The organism is Stutzerimonas sp. (genome assembly GCF_982611455.1).
The window spans coordinates 43,285-62,191 of sequence record NZ_CEXBBO010000007.1; the positions used below are offsets into that span (position 1 = coordinate 43,285).

The 18,907-nt window shown below is 59.0% G+C and carries 18 protein-coding genes; 6 read left to right on the forward strand and 12 right to left on the reverse strand.

All coding sequences use genetic code 11. From position 1 onward, the window contains the following. Position 1: 1 nt before the first annotated feature. From AC2LD7_RS06375 to AC2LD7_RS06390, 4 genes are all read right to left on the reverse strand, one after another. On the reverse strand, positions 2-943 hold the full coding sequence (locus tag AC2LD7_RS06375) for a VOC family protein (protein WP_484596970.1): 942 nt from the start codon (positions 941-943) through the stop codon (positions 2-4). A 61-nt stretch (positions 944-1,004) separates the two neighbouring features. Next, a complete protein-coding gene (locus AC2LD7_RS06380; protein ID WP_212619688.1) occupies positions 1,005-1,766 on the reverse strand; it encodes an SDR family NAD(P)-dependent oxidoreductase in 762 nt (253 codons plus the stop codon). 62 nt (positions 1,767-1,828) lie between these two features. Beyond that, positions 1,829-2,047 (reverse strand): ferredoxin, encoded by a 219-nt coding sequence (locus AC2LD7_RS06385; RefSeq protein WP_021207972.1) that lies wholly within the window; start codon positions 2,045-2,047, stop codon positions 1,829-1,831. Between the two features lie 62 nt (positions 2,048-2,109). Continuing rightward, positions 2,110-3,786: a methyl-accepting chemotaxis protein gene (locus AC2LD7_RS06390; protein ID WP_417780120.1), complete on the reverse strand. Its 1,677-nt coding sequence runs from the start codon at positions 3,784-3,786 to the stop codon at positions 2,110-2,112. 156 nt (positions 3,787-3,942) lie between these two features. On the opposite strand from AC2LD7_RS06390, the gene AC2LD7_RS06395 reads away from it, so the two are divergent. The 5 genes from AC2LD7_RS06395 (at position 3,943) to AC2LD7_RS06415 (ending at position 9,008) form a co-directional block, all read left to right on the forward strand. After that, on the forward strand, positions 3,943-5,211 hold the full coding sequence (locus AC2LD7_RS06395) for an MFS transporter (RefSeq protein WP_417780119.1): 1,269 nt from the start codon (positions 3,943-3,945) through the stop codon (positions 5,209-5,211). A 23-nt stretch (positions 5,212-5,234) separates the two neighbouring features. Continuing rightward, positions 5,235-5,555, forward strand: coding sequence for a 2Fe-2S iron-sulfur cluster-binding protein (locus AC2LD7_RS06400; protein ID WP_417780118.1), 321 nt, complete (start codon positions 5,235-5,237; stop codon positions 5,553-5,555). A 33-nt stretch (positions 5,556-5,588) separates the two neighbouring features. Beyond that, positions 5,589-6,824 carry an NAD(P)/FAD-dependent oxidoreductase gene (locus AC2LD7_RS06405; protein WP_417780117.1) on the forward strand — a complete coding sequence of 412 codons (1,236 nt, stop codon included), beginning with the start codon at positions 5,589-5,591 and terminating at the stop codon, positions 6,822-6,824. Positions 6,825-6,870: 46 nt separating this feature from the next. Continuing rightward, positions 6,871-7,707, forward strand: a complete 837-nt coding sequence (locus AC2LD7_RS06410; protein ID WP_484596971.1) for an oxidoreductase — start codon at positions 6,871-6,873, stop codon at positions 7,705-7,707. A 104-nt stretch (positions 7,708-7,811) separates the two neighbouring features. After that, complete coding sequence (locus AC2LD7_RS06415; protein ID WP_417780116.1) at positions 7,812-9,008, forward strand: MFS transporter; 1,197 nt, start codon at positions 7,812-7,814, stop codon at positions 9,006-9,008. 11 nt (positions 9,009-9,019) lie between these two features. On the opposite strand, the gene AC2LD7_RS06420 is transcribed toward AC2LD7_RS06415, so the two are convergent. The 6 genes from AC2LD7_RS06420 to AC2LD7_RS06445 form a co-directional block, all read right to left on the reverse strand. Then, positions 9,020-9,781: an SDR family NAD(P)-dependent oxidoreductase gene (locus AC2LD7_RS06420; RefSeq protein ID WP_417780115.1), complete on the reverse strand. Its 762-nt coding sequence runs from the start codon at positions 9,779-9,781 to the stop codon at positions 9,020-9,022. A gap of 102 nt (positions 9,782-9,883) precedes the next feature. Continuing rightward, the gene (locus AC2LD7_RS06425; RefSeq protein WP_021207986.1) at positions 9,884-10,240 is read right to left on the reverse strand and encodes a hypothetical protein; all 357 of its coding nucleotides are present in this window, start codon (positions 10,238-10,240) and stop codon (positions 9,884-9,886) included. 66 nt (positions 10,241-10,306) lie between these two features. Beyond that, the gene (locus tag AC2LD7_RS06430; protein WP_392569945.1) at positions 10,307-11,560 is read right to left on the reverse strand and encodes an MFS transporter; all 1,254 of its coding nucleotides are present in this window, start codon (positions 11,558-11,560) and stop codon (positions 10,307-10,309) included. Between the two features lie 46 nt (positions 11,561-11,606). Continuing rightward, positions 11,607-12,392 carry an SDR family NAD(P)-dependent oxidoreductase gene (locus tag AC2LD7_RS06435; protein ID WP_392569946.1) on the reverse strand — a complete coding sequence of 262 codons (786 nt, stop codon included), beginning with the start codon at positions 12,390-12,392 and terminating at the stop codon, positions 11,607-11,609. Positions 12,393-12,465: 73 nt separating this feature from the next. Continuing rightward, positions 12,466-13,494 (reverse strand): hypothetical protein, encoded by a 1,029-nt coding sequence (locus AC2LD7_RS06440; protein WP_021207989.1) that lies wholly within the window; start codon positions 13,492-13,494, stop codon positions 12,466-12,468. A gap of 49 nt (positions 13,495-13,543) precedes the next feature. Then, on the reverse strand, positions 13,544-14,821 hold the full coding sequence (locus AC2LD7_RS06445) for a cytochrome P450 (RefSeq protein ID WP_392569947.1): 1,278 nt from the start codon (positions 14,819-14,821) through the stop codon (positions 13,544-13,546). Between the two features lie 429 nt (positions 14,822-15,250). Here AC2LD7_RS06445 and AC2LD7_RS06450 point away from each other — a divergent pair, with 429 nt between their 5' ends. Next, positions 15,251-15,913, forward strand: coding sequence for a TetR/AcrR family transcriptional regulator (locus tag AC2LD7_RS06450; RefSeq protein WP_392633763.1), 663 nt, complete (start codon positions 15,251-15,253; stop codon positions 15,911-15,913). 61 nt (positions 15,914-15,974) lie between these two features. Here AC2LD7_RS06450 and AC2LD7_RS06455 read toward each other — a convergent pair whose 3' ends face one another. Together AC2LD7_RS06455 and AC2LD7_RS06460 are read right to left on the reverse strand one after the other, a co-directional pair. Then, positions 15,975-17,567, reverse strand: a complete 1,593-nt coding sequence (locus tag AC2LD7_RS06455; RefSeq protein ID WP_484596972.1) for a phytoene desaturase family protein — start codon at positions 17,565-17,567, stop codon at positions 15,975-15,977. Between the two features lie 519 nt (positions 17,568-18,086). Beyond that, complete coding sequence (locus AC2LD7_RS06460; RefSeq protein ID WP_484596973.1) at positions 18,087-18,905, reverse strand: SDR family NAD(P)-dependent oxidoreductase; 819 nt, start codon at positions 18,903-18,905, stop codon at positions 18,087-18,089. Between the last annotated feature and the right edge of the window lie 2 nt (positions 18,906-18,907).

Below are 18,907 nucleotides of genomic sequence, written 5' to 3' on the forward strand. Positions count from 1 at the left end.
CTCAGCGCTTGCTGGCCAAGAAATCCGGATCGAGTACCTCTTCAGGCGTTTTCACGCTCGGCCCGAGGATGGGGCCAACCATTTCATGCCCCCACACGCTCAATACTTCTGGATTGAGTTCGAACGGATCGCCCTGCCACGGCTCGATCTCGGCAATGGTCTCGATGGCGAAGCCCGAAGGCGTGAAATGGTAGAAGGACACGTGCGGGTCCTGGGTATGCTGGCCGAGCGTCATCATCATTGGCAGCTCACGTTTACGCACGATGTCGTAGGTCTCGCCAACGTCGCGGATGCTGCTGACAACGATGCCGACATGCTGCACACCCATACGCCCCGGCCCGAACCCATATGCGATGTCATGGCTGGTGTGATGGTTCAGCTTGGAACGGAAAAAGCCGGTGCGACCCTTGCCAGCGCCTGCGCCATACCAGCTGAAGCCCATCACGTTGATCAGGAAATTCTCGAGTTCGGGGCCGTATTCCGGCGTGATCACCACGACGTGCCCAGCACCGCGCTCATTGGCAACGAAGCCGCCATGGCAGCGCCCCGGCATGAAGGAGCGTGGCGTCCATTTTTGTGCGTAGAAAAGTTCATGCTGATAGCCGACCGGATCGCGAAAACGGATCAGCTCGCGCACGCCGCGCTTCTCGCAAAGCTCCGCGTCGCCGCGGGTGAACTCAACGCCGGCAGCGGTGAATTTCTTCAACGCATCCTCGAAGGCCATCCGCCCTATCGCTTCCCAGCCTATATAGGCGAGACGGTCGACCTTACCGGGGTGGAAGGCAAAACGATGGCGGCGATCGTCGATCTTGAAATAAAGCGAATCGGGGTCGCTCTCGGGGCTGCGGCCGATTCCGAAGCCCATGACGTTTGGGCCATAGTCACGCCACTCATCGAGTTTGGTGGTTTCGAAGCCCATGTAACCGATGCCGATGATATCCACGAGAATTCACCTCTTTGTTGTTCTAGGTTCACGGACGCCACCGGCGCCCGCACGAGCGCTGCTAGATTGCGAGCAACCCGCCGTCTATGACGAAATCCGACCCGGTAATGAACGAGGCCTCGCTGGAAGCCACAAACAGCGCCATGGCGACCACCTCTTCAGGCTCACCGGGACGGTCCATCAGCACGCCATCTAGCAACGCTGCACGCGCTTCCGGATTCTCCAGAAATGCTCGGGTACCGGGCGTCGCAACGAATCCGGGGCTGAGGCTGACAGCACGTATGCCAACCGGCGCACCTTCCACCGCGAGCTGGCGGGTAAAGGACACCACCGCACCCTTGGCAGCCGAATGAGCCGAGATGCCGGCGACCTTGGAGCCGCCCCACGCTGCAGTGGATGAAATATTGATAATCACGCCACGCTGCTCGGCAAGATGATGCCAAGCGTATTTGGTGGTGTAGAACAGCAGATCCAACTCATTACGGATGGTGTAGTGCCAGTCCTCGATCGACATCTCGCTAACCGCCCCAAAACGCGCGGCCGAAGCGTTGTTATAAAGGATGTCGATGCGACCATGCTCGGCCACGGCGGCGTCGATCCAGGCCTTGGCCTGTTCGTGATCGCCAAGATCCAGCGGAGCCATGCCATATAAGCGCAAACCCTGCTCCTGCATCAGCGCAGCGGTTTCCTCGTGCGCCGGCCCATTGAAGTCACAACCGACCACAATGGCGCCTTCCTGAGCGAAACGCAGCGCGGCTGCCCTGCCCTGCCCACCGCCAGTACCGGTGATCAGCGCAACCTTGTTCTGTAAGCGACCTACCATTGCTGTCCTCCCGACCCCGATCCGCCTAGTCCTAATTACCAGCGCCTAGGCCGATTTGTCATTCATTTGATTTCTTCGAGCCAAATCGCTTCGGCGGGGCAAGCCGCTGCACCCTCGCGGGCTTCTTCTTCGAGCTCTACGGGAACGAGGTCGCTATCGAGATACACAAGGCCATCAGCATCGAGCTTGTAGATGCTCGGGCAGACGGACGCGCACAGACCATATCCGCAGCAGCGGCTACGGTCGGCAACCACTTTGAATTGTACTTTTTCTGAACTCATTTCTTGTCTCCTTATCAGGCCCAGCTATCGCTGATAATGAACACTTATCGATTTTTTGTACATTATTTTTTTGAACATTCCATCGCCTCAGGCTCAAAGCTGAAACGGCTCACCGCAAGGTTCAGTTCCTGTGAAAGCTCGCGAAGTCCCGCAACAGCGTTCGCAACGCTGTGAGTAATCGCATCACCCTCGCCAGCCATACGCGCTATGCGTTCAACGTTTGAGGCTATATCACGCCCGCCCTCACTTTGAGTCTTGACTGCCCTTGCGATCTCGTCGACGCCGCGTGTCGAATCCCCGACCAGCGCGGCTGCCTGTTGCAGCGTGCTCTCAAGTTCAACCAGAAGCTTGCTGCTGTCGTCCAGCGCGACCGTACCGGCTTGCAGCGCTTGGTCGACCACGCCCGACTGACCGTCCAACTTCAAAGTGAGGTCATTGATCGAATTCGCCGCCAGGGCAGAGCGTTGCGCCAGGCTCCTCACCTCATCGGCAACCACGCTGAAGCCGCGCCCGCTCTCGCCTGCCCGCGCAGCCTCGATCGCTGCGTTCAACGCAAGAAGATTGGTCTGAGCCGACAGTTCCTTCACCTGCGTGATGCTTGCGGTGATCGCCGACGTGCTTTCAACAAAATCGCCCACCGACCCGCGGATAGCGGCGAAGGCCTGTCGCACGCTCTCTATTTCCCGAAGCAGTCGCGTCAGCGTCGAGTGCCCCGCCTCGGCCCCCTTCAGGCTGGCATCGGCGGAACTGCGCAGTTCCTGCGCATGGGACGATATCGAGGCGATGCCAGCGCTCATTTGCTCGACCGTAGCGGATACCTCCGTCACAGCGGAGGACTGGCTGGCCGAACTCCGCGCGACCTGCGCTGATGTCACAACCAGCTCCTCCGCCGAAGACCCCACTGCCGCTGCCACGCCCGCCACGCGACGCACCGCTTGCTGAAAGCTCTCGATCAGCTCGTTGAACGCTTGGCCTGTATGGGCGATTTCGTCGCGACCGATGATTCGTACACGCTGAGTCAGATCGCCATCGCGCAGCTTGATCGACGCGTGCTCGATTACACGAATGGATCGGACAATCTGGCCGCGCAGCATGACGCTCGCCAGCAAGGACACCGCTATTGCAGCCAACAGCACGCCGGCGAGTACCTCCACTACGGTTTTTACCCGGTTGCTGGCACCGGTAAACGCAGCGGAAGTGAGCTCTTCCTGCAGGGTCAGCAAGCGGCTGAACTGTCCGGAAAGACTATTGAAATCCGCACGAACGATGCCAAGAAGCGATACCGCTTGCGGTGGGTAGCTCAGGGCTGCCTGTTTCATGTCCGCCAAACCGCGCGCATAAATCTCCGCTTGTTCCCGCACGGTCTGGTAAGCAGTCTGCTCATCCTCGACAAGTCGTGTTTCTTTCGCCGCGTTGTCGAGCAGGCTTAGCATCTCGGCGGAACTCAAATCCATCTCTTCCAGATAGAACTCCAGCTCCTCGCTTGAAGCCTGCCCATTGGACTCGAGAATTCGGACCACCATGGCGTACGCGTTGATCATCGCCGTCTGGGAAGCCGCAGACGTTTCAAGAACCCGTTTATATTGTTGAAATCGCAACTGGTCTATCTCATCTATCACGGCCTGCTGCCTTTCCAGCCCCTGATAAGCGACGCCCGAGAGGACGACCAGCGAGACGATAAAAAAAAGCGGGAGCAGCAGGAGCTTCGCTCCGATGGTGAAGCGGCCCAGGGTTGGCATGATGATTCCCATCTTGTTGTTATATGTTTGAGGCCCTATGGCTAGACAGGCTGCCACAGTCGCTTTATTCTCAATACAGTATTTGATTTCATATTAAGAATTCAACAGCACGATGCGTTTCGCTTGGCTCAACAAAACCTATAAGGAAGCCAAACCATGCCCTCTTCGAAGAGCGAAGTGGCGATCGATACCCTCGAATTTCGCCAGAGCTGGAAAATCCTGATTCTCGCCGTGGCGGGCGTCGCTATCAGTATCAACGCGGCACTTCTCTATGGCTTCGGTACCCTCGTCGTACCGTTGGGCGACGCCTTTGGCTGGAGCAAGAGTGAGCTTCAAGCAAGCATCACCTTTCTGTTCGGTGGCGCGGTCATTTCGCTGCAGCTGGTCGGCTGGTTCAATCTTCGCTACGGCATGAAGCGGGTCACCGTCGTTTCCCTGCTGCTGCTCTCCCTCGGTTACCTGGCAACCACGTTGCTGAATGGATCAATCTGGTCGCTGTATTTCGCTTTCGCCGTGCTACCCATTCTTGGCATGGGTGCGCTGGCAGTCACCTGGACCCAACTGCTCAGCCTCTGGTACGACCGCAACCGTGGGCTGGCTCTGGCGATCGGGTTGTCCGGCACTGGCATCACCGCCGCAACCATTCCTCCATTGATGGCCTGGGGGATTGGCCAATGGGACTGGCGCGCCGCGTTCGTGATCCTGGCTTTGCTCAATCTGCTCGTACTGCTTCCGCTCATCCTACTGTGGTTCAAGGTTCCAGGCGTTGCCGAGGCCGAGGCGAACGATCAAGCAAGTGATATTCAAAAGCTGCCCGGCATGTCCTTTCGCGAGGGTATGGCTTCACGCAAATTCTGGACCTGCAACCTCGCGCTCGGCCTGGTGATTTCCTCGATCGTGGGCATGGTCACCAGCACAGTCCCGATGCTGCAATCCAGAGGACTGTCGGCAGGCGATGCCAACCTTATCTTTAGCGGCTTTGGCTTTTCGCTCATTTTCGGTCGCATGCTGATCGGCTACCTGCTCGACCGTGTATGGCCGCCTGCGATATCGGCCATCAGCCTGGCGCTTCCAGCCATCGGATGTGCAATCTATCTCAGCGGAACGGGAGAGTTTTCTTCACTGCTGCTGGCCGCCGTGCTCGTCGGTTTTGGCGCCGGGGCGGAGTTCGATATTGCCGCATTCCTGATCGCACGCTATTTCGGGCTGCGCGAATACGGCCGGCTGTTCGGCGTGCATCAAGGCTTGAATACCGTGGCCTCAGCGCTCGCCCCGTTGCTATTCGCCTACATGCTGAGCACTACCGGAAACTACAACGCCATGCTGTTCTATTCAGCGGCCTGCTGCGTCGTTGGCCCGCTGTTGCTGCTTACATTGGGTCGAACACCGCGCTTTGCCGCGTCTCCCATGCTCGCCCATCCCTGACCCAAATAAAAACGGAGCAGACCATGCCTACCTTGACCTTTATCGAACACAACGGCACACAGCATCAGGTTATCGGTGACATCGGCCAGTCGGTGATGCAAGCCGCAACCTTTGCGTCGGTCCCTGGAATTCCGGCGGACTGCGGTGGAGCCTGCGCATGCGCGACCTGCCACGCGTATGTCGAAGAAGCGTGGATGGACAGACTTCCCGCCGCCGAAGGCATGGAGTCGGACATGCTGGACTATGCGTTCGAGCGGCGCGACAACAGCCGGTTGACCTGTCAGCTGGTGATCAGCGAAGCCATGGACGGGTTGGTTATCCACCTGCCCGAGTCCCAATTCTAAGCGCCGCACGCTGGCGTAATTCAAGGAGGTCCTATGTCACTCGCCTCGGTAGTGATCATCGGTGCTGGCCACGCCGGCTTTCAGGTAGCTGCTTCGCTGCGCCAGGAAGGCTATGACGGAAAAATCACCCTGATCGGCGATGAGCCTGGCCTGCCCTATCAGCGGCCGCCGCTGTCCAAGGCCTACCTGCTCGGCAAGATTACCGAGACGAGTCTGCTCTTCCGTCCTGCCGAATTCTTCGAGACTCAGCGTATCGAGCTGCTGCATGACCAGGCCACGGCGGTAGACCGTTTGAACCGCAGGGTATTGCTCGCTTCCGGCGCCGTTGCCACCTACGACCATCTGGTGCTTGCCACCGGCGCGCACAATCGTCCGCTGCCCGTTCCGGGTGCCGAACTGGAAGGCGTTTTCGGCATCAAGGCCAAGGCCGATGCTGATGTGCTGGCACCGTTGGTAAAGGAAGCGCGAAATGTCGTCGTGGTTGGCGCCGGCTTTATCGGCCTCGAATTCGCAGCAGTCGCAGCAGCGCTTGGCGCTACCGTGCATGTGCTGGAACTGGGTGATCGCCCCATGGCCCGCGCACTGTCGCGAGAAATGTCGGAGCTATTCAGGGATGCGCATGAACATTGGGGCGTCCATTTCGACTTCCGTCAGGGTCTCGCGCGCGTCATTGGCGAAAACGGGCGGGTATGCGCAGTGGAAACCTCTGATGGCCGTACGCTGCCGGCCGACCTCGTGGTCTTCGGCATCGGCGTGATCCCCAACGTACAACTGGCGACCGAAGCAGGCTTGCAGATCGAAAACGGCATCAAGGTCGACGCCAGCCTGCTCACCGTGGATCCACAGATTTCCGCCCTTGGCGATGCCGCTTGCTTCCCCTGCCTGTATAACGATGAGCAGCCAACCCGGCTTGAATCGGTGCAGAACGCCGTCGATCAGGGCCGCTGCATTGCGGCGCGGCTGATGGGCAAGCCCGCGCCCTACTCCGCCTTGCCGTGGTTCTGGACAGATCAGGGCAACCTCAAGTTGCAGATCGCTGGGCTCTCGACCGGCTACGACAGTACCGTGGTGCTAGGCTCGGTCGAGTCGCGTGAAGTATCGGTGCTGTGTTTCCGCAATCAGCATCTGGTTGCTGTGGAGTCCTGTAATCGCATGGGCGATCACATGGCGGCACGCAAGATTCTCGCCCGCCCGCCCAGGCTCACTCCCCAGACAGCAGCTGCCCAGGGCTTCGATCTGAAAGCCTGGGAAGCGGCCAACCGCGACTGAACGTCGATGACAATCAGGCACTGACCACCACCTCAAGGAATATGAAATGAGCAGAACCTGGTTCATTACCGGGGCTTCTCGCGGCCTCGGCGCGGCGATTGCCCAGGCAGCGCTCGCCGCTGGCGATAATGTAGTGATCAGCGCCCGCCGGCTCGAACAGCTGGATCAGTTCGTCGCGCAAGCTCCCGAACAAACGCTTGCCGTGGAGCTCGACGTTACCCGAGAAGACCAGGCGGTAGCGGCGGTTGAGGCTGGCATCACTCGTTTCGGACGCATCGATGTGCTGGTCAACAATGCCGGCTATGGGCAACTCGCCCCGTTCGAAGAAAATACGCCCAGCGATGCCGAGCGACAGTTCGCCACCAATGTGTTTGGCGTGTTCAACCTATGCCGAGCGGCCTTGCCGATCATGCGCAAACAGCGCAGCGGCCATATTTTCAATGTCTCGTCGGTGGCCGGCGTGGTAGCCATGGGCGGCGCCGCGCTGTACTGCGCTTCCAAATTCGCCGTGGAAGGATTTTCCGAGTCGCTGGCTCAGGAAGTCAGCCAATTCGGCATCACGGTTACGCTGGTTGAGCCCGGCGTGTTCCGTACGGATTTTCTCGATCCAAGCTCCGCGGTGTTCGGCGCCAATGGGCTTGAGGACTACGCAACGTTTACCGCGAAGATCAGAGCAGGCTCAGCCGCCAACAACCATCGACAGACAGGCGATCCCGCCAAACTGGGTGAAGCGCTTGTGCAAATCGCGAATATGGAAACGCCGCCGCTCCGCTACGTCGCGGGGTCCGACGCCTACCAAGCGATCACCAGCAAGCTCGACAAGATGAAAGAACAAATCGAGCAATGGCGTGATCTGTCCGCTTCATCCGACGGTGTTTTCTAGGCGAAACGGAGCCCGCACGATCCAGCGAACCGACGGGTCCGCTCGGTATCTCTTTCCTTCTCTCGGGGCATAAGCCTGCGTCGTCCGCCTCAGGAGCTAGCTGTTTGGATACCGGAACCACACATCCCACCCGGCTCACGTTGTCGATCATCTTCATCGTCTGCTTCAACTTCATGTCTTATGTGGCCAATGGATTACCGCTGGCCGTATTACCCAGCTTCGTTCTCAACGACCTTGGATTTGGCACTGTCTTGGCAGGCATCGTCATTGGCACGCAGTACGTGTCGACCCTGCTGTCACGACCATTGGCCGGCGTGCTGGCCGATCGCTTCGGCGCGAAATGGGCTGTCATCGTCGGGCTGGCCGGCCTTGCAGTCTGCGGCGTACTGACCACGCTGGCGATTGTCATGTACGCCTCGCCCTGGCTCAGCGTCTCGATCCTGATTGGCGCACGCATAATTCAGGGCATCGCTTCAGCCATGATTTCCACGCCCTGCTGTACCTGGGCCATCGGTTTGCATGGCAAGGCGAACACCGCACGGGTGATGTCCTGGAACGGCATTGCCGCTTATGGCGGTATTGCCGTCGGTGCGCCCTTGGGCGTGTTAATCAGCGATCAGTTCAGTCTGGCCAGCCTCGGCCTGTGCATCGTCTTGCTCGGTCTGTTGTCGCTGGTTCTTGCGATGGTCAGGCGTTCAGCGCCGCTGTTGCGCGGCGAACGGCTGCCCTTTTTCGACGTATTTTGGTCGGTGGTGCCCAACGGTTTGGCATTGGCGTGCAGCTCAGCCGGCTTTGGCAGTCTGACCGCCTTCATAGCTTTGTATTTCGACAGCCTCGGCTGGGCCAATGCCGCCTTGTGCCTGACCGGCTTCGGCGCCGCTTTCATCGTCGCCAGGCTTGTCACGCCCAACGTAGTGGTACGTTTCGGTGGCTATCCAGTGGTGACAGTGTGCCTGTTGGTACAGGGCCTCGGACTGCTGCTCGTCTGGCTGGCCCCCTCACCCGAGATAGCGATTTTCGGAGCCTCGCTGACTGGCATGGGTGTGTCCTGGGTTTACCCCGGACTTGCCGTAGAAACGCTGGCACGTACGCCAGACGCCAATCGCAACTCCGCATTAAGCGCGCTTTCGCTGTTCTTCGATCTGGCGGTCGGGTTGGCAGGCCCCTTGATGGGTCTGGCAGCAGCCAGTCTGGGCCTTGGCCACGTGTTCCTTATTTCGTCGCTACTTTCCGGCATCGGTTTCATGCTGGTGGTGTCCCTTCGCAGGCGACACCAGAGCCAGCCACTACTGGCGCGCTGAGCCACCCGATCTCACTGAATCAGAAAGCCACCGTCGACAGCGAGCGTGTGTCCATTGACATAGCCCGCACTCGACGAGCATAACCAGACGATGGTGCCAGCCACTTCATCCAGGCGACCCCAGCGCTTCATCGGATTGGTCTGTGCCACGGCATCGTATTTACCATCTCCTGGAAACAACCGGTCGGACATCTCGGTACCGAACACACCCGGTGCAACCGCATTGACGCGCAGACCCTTGGCGCCATATTCGATGGCCGCACAGCGAGTAATACCGAGAATGCCGTGCTTGCTGGCGTGGTAGGCAGCGCCCAACGAGCCGCCATTGACTCCACCCACCGAGGAAATATTGACGATGGTCGCGCCCTCCTGCTTGAGCAGAAACGGGATCGCATATTTCATGCAAAGCCATGTGCCTTTCAGATTGACCGCAATGACGCTGTCCCACTCCTGCTCGGAATAGTCGGCAATCGTCACGAAAGGTGACCCTTCTATGCCGGCATTGTTGATCAGAACGTCCAAGCGCCCCCACTGCTCCACCGCGCGAGTGACCAGTGCTTCCACATCAGCGGTCTGGCTGACGTCAGCCTGGATGAAGATCGCCTCGCCGCCATTCTCCCTGATAGAGGCTACAGCTTGCTCCCCTACGTCGAGGCGCCTGCCGGAGACCACCACCCTGGCACCCTCTTTCGCCAGGGCCACTGCAGCGGCAAACCCTATCCCTGTTGCGCCGCCCGTCACCAACGCGACTTTTCCGCGAAGATTGAAGTCCATTCGAGTCTCCTTGTCAGAAGGCGCCGCAGGACAGCGCTTCGGTATCGGGCCGGAGCAAGGAATCAAGACAGAGCAAGGTCGCCCCGGCGCGCCCCGACCCGTTCAGTTTTTAATGAAATAACGCACCCACAGCCTGCCGCCGTCGAAGCGGTACAGCTCAATGGTTTCGATACCACCATTGCCGTCACGCATAGCGTTGTAGTGGTAGCACGCGGCCTCTTCACCATTGATGATGGTTTCCCTGACTTCGATGCGGCAGCGCGGTTGTTGCTGCGCCCACATCCCTTCGAGGATTTCCCAAGAGTCCGTCGGCAGCGGTCGCCCCACGAATTCGATGCTCAGACCGCTACGAGTCATGCTGCGGTAATGCTCGAAAAAACCTTCCTTGTCGCCATTGTTCCAGCACTCCACTTGGCCATGCAGGAAGTGTTCGATAGCTTGTTTTGCCTCGTCACTCATTTGATTTCCTCGTTTCGATGGAGGCAGTTGTGCCCGCCGGTAAAGGTTCAAGCCTGGGCAGTCGCCTCAGGCGGTTTGCTGCTGGCGGGCGCGATATGCCGGCTCCATCCTCAGCCAGAGCAAAATCGACGGGCCAACAATCGCGAAAACCAGACAGCTCGTCAGCACAGCGGAGTAACCGTCATAAAGCTCGAACAGGTAACCAAAAAGCATTGGCACCATGCCTGAGACAACGGTAATCAACCCCAAGTGCAGGCCGAATATGCGGGCGTAGTCCTTGAGTCCGAAATAGCGCGCCATCAGGAACGCCGCCAGGTCGAACTCAGCTCCGGCACTCGCCCCAATGGTCAGTGTAGCCAGCACCAACAGCGGCACGTTCTGGCCATCGGAAAACAGAAAGATGGCGCAGCCAACCGCCGGCAGGGCCAAGCTGATCGCGGCCACGAGCGATGGCGAATAGCGGTCCAGCAGATACCCTACCAGCAGCCGCCCGACGATGATTGCGATGCCAAAGGTGCTGAAGACCTGAGCAGCCGTCTGCGCGCTCAAGCCTGTGCCTTGAAGCATCGGCACCATATTGGTGACCATACCGACGGTAAGCGACACCGAAAGAATCAACGCGACGTTGAAGCCCCAATAGGTTCCGGAACGCAGGGCTTGCTTGTATGACATGCCGGGCAGTTCAGTGCTTTTCTTCTCTGCAGTCTGATTTCGGGCCACAGTCTCCGAGGGCAAGCGCAACCACAGCAGCGACAGCGGCAAGGTCGCCAACAGCGGCATCGCACCCAGCGCGAAAAAACCCGCCTGCCAGCCGTACTCCGAAACGAGCCGCGCCAGCAGCGGGGGCAAGACCATTGCCATCAGCCCAGTCCCGCAAAGAATGACGGCCAACGCCAGCCCCCGGTTCCGCTCAAACCACAGATTGACCAGCTGAGTCCAGGTGATCGCGATAGTCCCCGCGCACACGATCGGCATCAGAAAAAAAGCCAGGTACAACCAGCCGATCGAACCCTCTATTTGGGTGATCGCGAAATAGCCGATGATTTGCAGCACGATGGAAATGATGGCGACCCGCCGAAGCCCGAAGCGCCGGTACAGAGGGCCAACCAATTGAGTGGAAATGGCGACCCCAGCAAACAGGAATGTGATCGACGCCTGCAGATCGCCCCGGCTCCAGCCAAAGGCCTGTTCCAGCGGGATGACCATTGTGCCGAAGCCATAGAGCAGCGCAGCAGTGATGCTGGTGCAGATGCCTACCAGACCGAGCAGCACGATGCGCCAGCCCTGCTTGAATTCATTTGTTTCGCTTGTCGGTGTCATGACGAGACTCCTGGCGCACTTCGCGGGCGATGATTGGGTGACTGGGTTAGTGCCCCTTGAGTATTTCATCGATCGGCAGCGAGACCATGGTCGCGCCGCCGTCCACCAGCAGCGACGTGCCGGTTATGTAGGAGGCCTCGTTGGAGGTCAGAAATAGCACAGCATTAGCGATGTCCAGAGACTGCCCGAGGCGCGCAACCGGGAAATGCTCCGCCAGCTTATGGGGCAGATCTTCGCCCAGCGCTTCGGTCATCCGATCAGTGCCGATCAGGCCTGGCTCGACCACGTTGACCAGGATATTCAACGGCCCGAACTCCACCGCCAGACCGCGTGCGAAAGCGTTCATGAACGCCTTGCTCGAACCATAACCGATCAGCATCGGTGTGTATTTGCGGTTGGCTTCGCCAGAAGAAATGAAAATGAGGCGGCCTTTGTCCTTCGCCTTGGAAAGATGCGGCGCGGCATCCTTGGCCAGCCAGAACAGCGATTGAACGTTGCTGCGCACGAGACGATCGATGTTGTCGTCAGTCATCTCGGCGATGAGTCCATGAGGGGCGTCAGCCGCGCAATGCACTACGATATCCAGCGCGCCGAATGCTTCCAAGCCGCCCTCAACCATCGATTTGATCGCCGATCGATCCGCAATATCGCCACCCACCAGACAGGCACTGCCGCCCAGCGCGGTGATCTGTTCGACGGTTTCTTCGCCATATCTCGCGGTCCGGGCCGACACCACGACTTTGGCGCCCTGCTTGGCGTATTCCAGGGCAATGGCGCGCCCCATGCCACGGCCGGCGCCGGTGATCAGCACTACTTTGTCGCGGAATTTCATCGCCGTTCCTCATTCTTATTGTTGTTTTTACGAAAGCTGCGACGCTTCTGCGCCGAAGCTACCCGGTTCGCTATCAGAGATCCGCGCCAGGGACGTTACGCGCCGAGCCGTTGCGGCGATCCGACTCGCCCCAGCCAAGCCAGTGCGACGGCTCGCGGGTATCGCCTACCCGACGCCAGCGCCCTTCCTGCTGCGCGGTAACTGGAAATCCGCCAACGAAGTCGATCATTTCGCCCTTTTCGTCCGGCAGAAACTCCCATTCTTCCTTGCCCTCGATGACGATCTTCGCGGATTTGAGGAAATAGCTGCCGTCCTTGTGCTCGGTTTCGCCTTCGATATCAGTGGTGACGCGCACCTCACCTTTCTCGTTGTTGAAAATCGCGTAACCGAGGTGGTCGTGGCCCACCATGAACGAGCCAGCATCCCAGCTGCCGTCTTTGTACACGGTGACAAAGGACCACCAGAGGACGTGTTTGTTGTTATTCACTACCAGGTCTTTTTTGTAGTGAATGGCGCCCCCTTCGGCCATGTAGAACTGATCGAGCGCAATGGCGCCTTTGACCCGCCGGCCCTCGACCACGCCAGCCACATCCCACAGCTGTGAAACATAGAACGTGCCCCACTCCACGCCCGGCAGATACCACTGCAGTCCGGTAAGCAAACGACCTTCGAGCTGAAACAGCCCGTCTTCCTTCCACGTCAGTCGTTCGCTGCTGGCGGTGATTTCCCAGTGATTGCCCTGCTCTGCGGGTTGGTTCATCCAGCGCACGGTGTCGCCTTCCAGGGTCTGGAGCGGCATCGGCGTCAGGGCCTGCAGCGCCATCTTGTCGAAATCCATACGCAGGTTCTTACCGTCCACATGGGTGTTCAGGTAGAAGAACTTGGTCGGGTTCGGCGTACCGTTTGGCGCCATCAGCGAGCGGACGAAGGAATAGATATTGCCCTCTTCGTCACGGACGGAGCCGAATGGGGAACTTTTGCTCAGTTGTAGTCCGAAAAAACCGCGAGTACCGGCCATCGCGGCACCCGTCACCTTCTGCGGACCCACCAACTGCTGAAAGCCGAAATCGCCGCGCTCTGGAATGGTCTTGAAGGTTCTCATGTGGTCCTCTTTTTATTGTTGTAGCTGAAGTACACGCATAGCCGAGAGGTCAGTCCCAGATCACCTGTATCGAAGAAACGCCACGCAGCTGCGCACCGCTGATCACGGGTACAGGCTTGCTTGGATCGAGTCGGATATTGGGAAAAAGGTCGAGAATCGCGTTGATCGCACAGGTTAATTCGAGCTTGGCTACGAACTGCCCGATGCACATGTGCGGGCCGAACCCAAAGCCAAAAGATGGTTTGGTTTTACGGTCGATATCGAATACATCAGGGTTTTCGAAAGCCTCTTCGTCACGGTTGGCCGAAACGACCATGCATTGAACGAACGAGCCCTTGGGTATCTGCACGCCACCGATTTCGACATCCTTGGATGTCTCGCGAACCTTGAACGTGGCGACCGGTTCATAGCGCACGGTTTCATCGATCAGCTTGGGTATCAGATTGCGGTCCGCACGGATGCGATCGATGAGCCCCGGAGTGGTCATCATCAGAGTAATCACCGAGCTGAAGGTGCGCGTCGTGGTCTCGCCCGCAGCCGGCAGCAATGAACGGACAAAGGTGGTGACCTCGTGGTCGTCCAGCATTCGACCCTCGTGCTCGGCGCGCAGCAACTGACCGATCAGGTCATCGCCTTCGCTACCGGCGGCACGGCGCTGGACAACCACTTCCATGATTGCGTCATAAAGGGCCTTTACGGCAATGCCCGCCTGACGACGAGCCTCAGGCGCCTTTGCCGGATCGATCTGGTTGCCACCGACCATGGCCAATGCCCAAGCCGCGTACTGCCGATACTTCTCCGGATCGCCATCAGGGAAGCCCATCAAGGCGTACATTTCACGGATCGGAAAGTTGAGTCCGAAGTCCATCAAGTCGGCGCGCTTGTGTTCCACCATGGGCTCAAGAAAATGGTGGCGAATCACATAATCAATCTTGTCGCGCCATTTGTTCACGGTCTGCGGCATGAAGGCCGGCTGCAACAGGGCGCGTACCCGCCGATGTTGCTCGCCGTCCATGGCGAGAATGATCAGGCCGTCGAAGAACGCGCCCAGTCCTTCAGCGATGAATCCGCTGGTGAAGCTGGTCCCGTCCCGCAGTACGGCCATCACATCGTTGTACTTGAACAGGGCGAACGTAGGGCGCGTGCCCTGCTGCATTCCGGCGTTCGTCGGCACGCCAAACTGAGCCACGAAATCACCCTCGTATACGGGAGCGCTATGACGCATCTCCCGGCTGAGGGCGTGGATGTCCAGATCCGCGCCGCGGTACATTTCGGATACTGCCGAGTAGGCGGTTTCCAGATCCATCGCGGTATTTTCGGTGCTCATCAAAACTCTCCAATTACATCGAATCAGTAGGGAAGCGAGTCGGTGCGATACGTTCCAATCCACCGGCATTCCTGCCAGCGATGCGCACGTTCAGCGCAGATCGCCAAGCTGATCGCGAGCATGCAAACCATACTGAGCTGGTTTTGCTGTCCCCAATGCGCCTGGAATTGCGAAGGCTCCGGTCATCACTGGGCGGATGGGGGTCGAATGGCATGACGCGTCTCTTGTTTTTATTGTTCACCGCACCAAAACTGTCCGATTCGGAAGCCAGGCGGCTAGTTGCTCACCCAGGTCAGCTTCAAGCCGAACCACCGGACGAGCACTGCAATCGATGGTAGGCGCCTTCGCCGCGATACGTCCTTCGATTCGTTTGACCCATAGTCAAACGAACGCCCAGCCTCTGGCAGACACTATAAGGAGAATAAGAACGTGAAGAGTTCGGAGCCGGCCGAGTCAGGCAAGCGCAACACGATGAACAAACTGTTGGCTGCCGCGCGCAACGAGTTCGGCAGCAAAGGGCTTGGCGGTGCGAGGGTGGAAACCATCGCGCAGGAAGCGGGGGTCACCAAGCAGCTGGTCTATCACTACTACGGCTCTAAGGAGAACCTGTTCGTCGCGGTGCTCGATGAATCGTCTGAAAGCATCATGTCCGAGCTGGTAGCGTTGGAAATCGAGCAGCTGACGCCACCCGCTGCGTTGCGAGCGATGCTTAACCGGTTCTTCGACCAGTACTGCCACGACCCGCTACTCGGCGCACTGGCACTGGAGGGCATCCGTTACCACGATGCCCACGAAACACCGCGCAACCGATTCCTTGAAATGGCGCCGGGGCTGATTGCCAAACTCGATACCATCCTCCAACGCGGCGCCGCCACGGGAGATTTCAAGAACGGAATCAATCCAAGATTGCTTCTTGCCACAGCGGCGCTAGTCACCACCGGCTGGTTCACCAATCGTTATTCGATGTCTACCCTGACCGGACTGGATACCGCCTCACCCGAGGGCATGGCGATCTGGCGGCAACATTCTGCGGATTTCATCCTGGCGGGTATCTCGGTTGCGTCTGGCCGTGAAGACCAGGCGCCCCGATAGCGATTCAGGGAAACCGGCATGCGAGTTAAGACGCGCAGCCTTTTTCGAAGAGACAGCTTCGCTATTTACCTACCTTGGCCAGATATTTGGCGACGCGTTTGGCAGCCAGGCGCCCGGCCATGCCGTTTACACCCCCGCCCGGGTGGATACCGGCGCTGCCCAGGTACAGTCCCGCCACTGGCAAGGTGTTGCCACCGAGCCCATGGGCTGGGCGCATGGTACTGGAGCGCATTGTGGTGGTATCGATATGTACGACGCAGCCATTCACCGTATTCAAACGCGCAGTGAAATCAGGGGCAGCTTCGATTCGACGGCCGATGATCTGGCCCTTGATCCCTTCTACATATTCCGAAGTCTGATCGATGACCTGATCGGCCACACGCTCTCTGATCGCTTCCCATCCTTCCACGGGGTCGACCGGCATCACTGGCGGATAGATATATAGAACGTCCTGGCCAGCGGGTGCCTGGGACGGATCCGCCGCGCTGGGAGCCGCCATGGTGATGTAGGGAAGTTTCGGTACCTCACCCCGTATGCACGCTGCGAAGTTCTCCAGTACCGCCTCCTCGGTGCCGATCAGCAGGCAGGTGTTGCGCAGGTCGACACCGTCGCCTCTGGCCGCTTCAAACCTGGGCACCGATATTTGCCCGCTCAAGGCGACGTCCACTTTCAACGGACCCGAGCCTTTGGCGTTGGCCGGGGCCATTGCGATACGTGTCAACAGGTAGGACGGGATCTCACCGGTACTGACCATTTCCAGCGCCACCTTGGGATGACAGCCGGCAATCACTGCGTGCGCGGTGAATTCGCGTCCGTCCGTCAAACGCACGCCCTTTATCTGCCCACTAACAGAGACGATCTCGGCAACCGACGCGCTGATTAGTACTTGCCCACCGAGCTCTTCGAGCCGTGACTGCATGGCGTTGCTCAGCTGCTGCATGCCGCCCAGTACTCGTCCGACGCCAAAGCGATGAAGGAAGCCCAGCAACGCGTAATAGATGCCGCCGCCATCTGCACTAATATCGCCCGCGAGTCCGGTCAACGCGCACATGGCCGATATCGTCACGGGATGCTCAAAGCGTTCACGAGCTGCTTGATGAGCCGAGCCGGTCATCAGTGCCATCAGCTCTGGTTTGAGCTTGCGGTTCTTCAGCGCTGAGCCAATGACCTTGAACTTGGCCCCCAGATTCAGTTCGGCTGGATCCGCGCGCATCATCGGCAGCGCGATGTCCAGGAACATGTCGATGACATCCATGAACTTGAGAAAAGCCGCTGCGTCGGCCTCGCTGTAACGTCTGATTTCCGCAGCGGTCTTGTTACGGTCTCGCCAGAAGATCAGAGACGTGCCATCCGGATGCAGGTAGACATAACCCGGCGCCAGCTCTATCGACTTGAAACCGTGCCGCTCGAGATCAAGTTCCTTCGGAACATGGGCGTGAACCCGCATCGACATCATGTCCAGCGCACAGGGATGGACGAGATGCTGGGGTGCTTCGGGGATCAGGTAACCCGAGGAAGCCATGCCGCCGATTTTGTCCAGGGCTTCAAGCACCAGCACCTTCTTGCCTTCCAGCCCCAGATAGCAGCCCGCTGACAAGCCGTTCGTGCCGCCGCCGACAATGATTACGTCGAAATCTGTATTTTTATTATTCATTCTTTGTTGGTCCTATCGGACTTCAACAACATTTGCCCAACGCAAAAGCCGCTGCAATCCGCTTGCAAGAGTTCGGTTCAGAGCCGCAACACCAGGTAACGCGAGCGCAATTAACCGATCCGGCAAAAGCCAGAGAAATCGCTTTGCAGGAGACGGTTAAGGGTTTTGTCTGTTGCCCCTGTCTTGGCGCTGAGCAGCACCCTAGCAATAAACGCCACCGGGCAGCCCGGCATCTGTTTTACCGACGGTAAAACACTTGCATGGTCCGGGCGGAGCAGTAATGCGGGGCGCGTTTTCAGTAGAGCGTAAGGGCGAACCGAACGTCCTATAAAAAGCCGAAGGCGCGCCTGCCCCCGTTTCGCGAGCAAGCTCGCTCCTACCAAAGCGGCAGTGTGCGTACCTGCCGCAATGTGCCGCGCATACCTGTAGGAGCGAAGCTTGCGTGCGAACCAGGTATGAGGTTGGCAACTACAGAGGGCGTCCGGCTCCGCTTTCGCGGGCCGGGCCGACCGGCATTACTTACATGCCTGTGCGACCCATTTTTTCAAACAGGGCACGCATGGCCACAAGCGATGGCGTGTGGCTGCTGAATCCTCCATCTGCCACCAGCGTAGTGCCGGTCACGAAGGCAGATTCATCCGAAGCCAGGAACGCGACCACATCGGCAATCTGTCTCGGCGTACCCAGTTCGGCCGTGCAATGGTTGTCGCGCATGATTTCCAGCAGTGGCGCGGGCATTTCGTGCTGCGGTGCGAGGCCGATCTGCACTGCATTGCCACGAATCCCTTTCTTCCCGTACTGGGACGCGACCAGGCGCGGAAGCATCATCAGCGCAGCTTTAGACGTCGCATAGCCAGTCAGCGACATGTCGCCCTGCATCCCCAATCCAGAGGTGGCAAAAATGATTGAGCCTTTGCCCTGCTCCAGCATCACCGGAATGACATATTTGGTGCACAGCACGGCGCCACGCAGGTTTACCGCTATGGCGCGGTCGAAGGCTTCCATATCCAGGTTGGCCAGATCACGGTCCCGCTGACGTTGGTCGGTGTTCAGCACGGCCGCATTGTTGTGCAGCACGTCGACCCGACCAAATGCCTCCTTTACCTGGGCGATCATCGCCTTGACGTCTTCCTCGGAAGATACATCGGCACGAAAGCCCTGAGCTGGCATGCCTTGCGCCGATATCGATTCTGCCACCCGGTTGGCGGCGTCGCCGTCGACATCGACTACCGCCACAGAAGCGCCGTGCTCGGCCAGCACCCGAGCGCACTCGGCGCCCAGCCCGTTGCCACCACCGGTGACGATCGCAACCCGCCCTGCCAGCTTGCCCATGCTCATCT

Bases quoted from the DNA above. Each gene is read 5' to 3' on its own strand.
- AC2LD7_RS06410 (WP_484596971.1), top strand. From the start codon at position 6,871: ATGAGCAGAACCTGGTTCATTACCGGGGCTTCTCGCGGCCTCGGCGCG.
- AC2LD7_RS06445 (WP_392569947.1), bottom strand. From the start codon at position 14,821: ATGAGCACCGAAAATACCGCGATGGATCTGGAAACCGCCTACTCGGCA.
- AC2LD7_RS06390 (WP_417780120.1), bottom strand. From the start codon at position 3,786: ATGCCAACCCTGGGCCGCTTCACCATCGGAGCGAAGCTCCTGCTGCTC.
- AC2LD7_RS06455 (WP_484596972.1), bottom strand. From the start codon at position 17,567: ATGAATAATAAAAATACAGATTTCGACGTAATCATTGTCGGCGGCGGC.
- AC2LD7_RS06440 (WP_021207989.1), bottom strand. From the start codon at position 13,494: ATGAGAACCTTCAAGACCATTCCAGAGCGCGGCGATTTCGGCTTTCAG.
- AC2LD7_RS06395 (WP_417780119.1), top strand. From the start codon at position 3,943: ATGCCCTCTTCGAAGAGCGAAGTGGCGATCGATACCCTCGAATTTCGC.
- AC2LD7_RS06460 (WP_484596973.1), bottom strand. From the start codon at position 18,905: ATGAGCATGGGCAAGCTGGCAGGGCGGGTTGCGATCGTCACCGGTGGT.
- AC2LD7_RS06385 (WP_021207972.1), bottom strand. From the start codon at position 2,047: ATGAGTTCAGAAAAAGTACAATTCAAAGTGGTTGCCGACCGTAGCCGC.
- AC2LD7_RS06400 (WP_417780118.1), top strand. From the start codon at position 5,235: ATGCCTACCTTGACCTTTATCGAACACAACGGCACACAGCATCAGGTT.
- AC2LD7_RS06420 (WP_417780115.1), bottom strand. From the start codon at position 9,781: ATGGACTTCAATCTTCGCGGAAAAGTCGCGTTGGTGACGGGCGGCGCA.
- AC2LD7_RS06435 (WP_392569946.1), bottom strand. From the start codon at position 12,392: ATGAAATTCCGCGACAAAGTAGTGCTGATCACCGGCGCCGGCCGTGGC.
- AC2LD7_RS06405 (WP_417780117.1), top strand. From the start codon at position 5,589: ATGTCACTCGCCTCGGTAGTGATCATCGGTGCTGGCCACGCCGGCTTT.
- AC2LD7_RS06430 (WP_392569945.1), bottom strand. From the start codon at position 11,560: ATGACACCGACAAGCGAAACAAATGAATTCAAGCAGGGCTGGCGCATC.
- AC2LD7_RS06425 (WP_021207986.1), bottom strand. From the start codon at position 10,240: ATGAGTGACGAGGCAAAACAAGCTATCGAACACTTCCTGCATGGCCAA.
- AC2LD7_RS06380 (WP_212619688.1), bottom strand. From the start codon at position 1,766: ATGGTAGGTCGCTTACAGAACAAGGTTGCGCTGATCACCGGTACTGGC.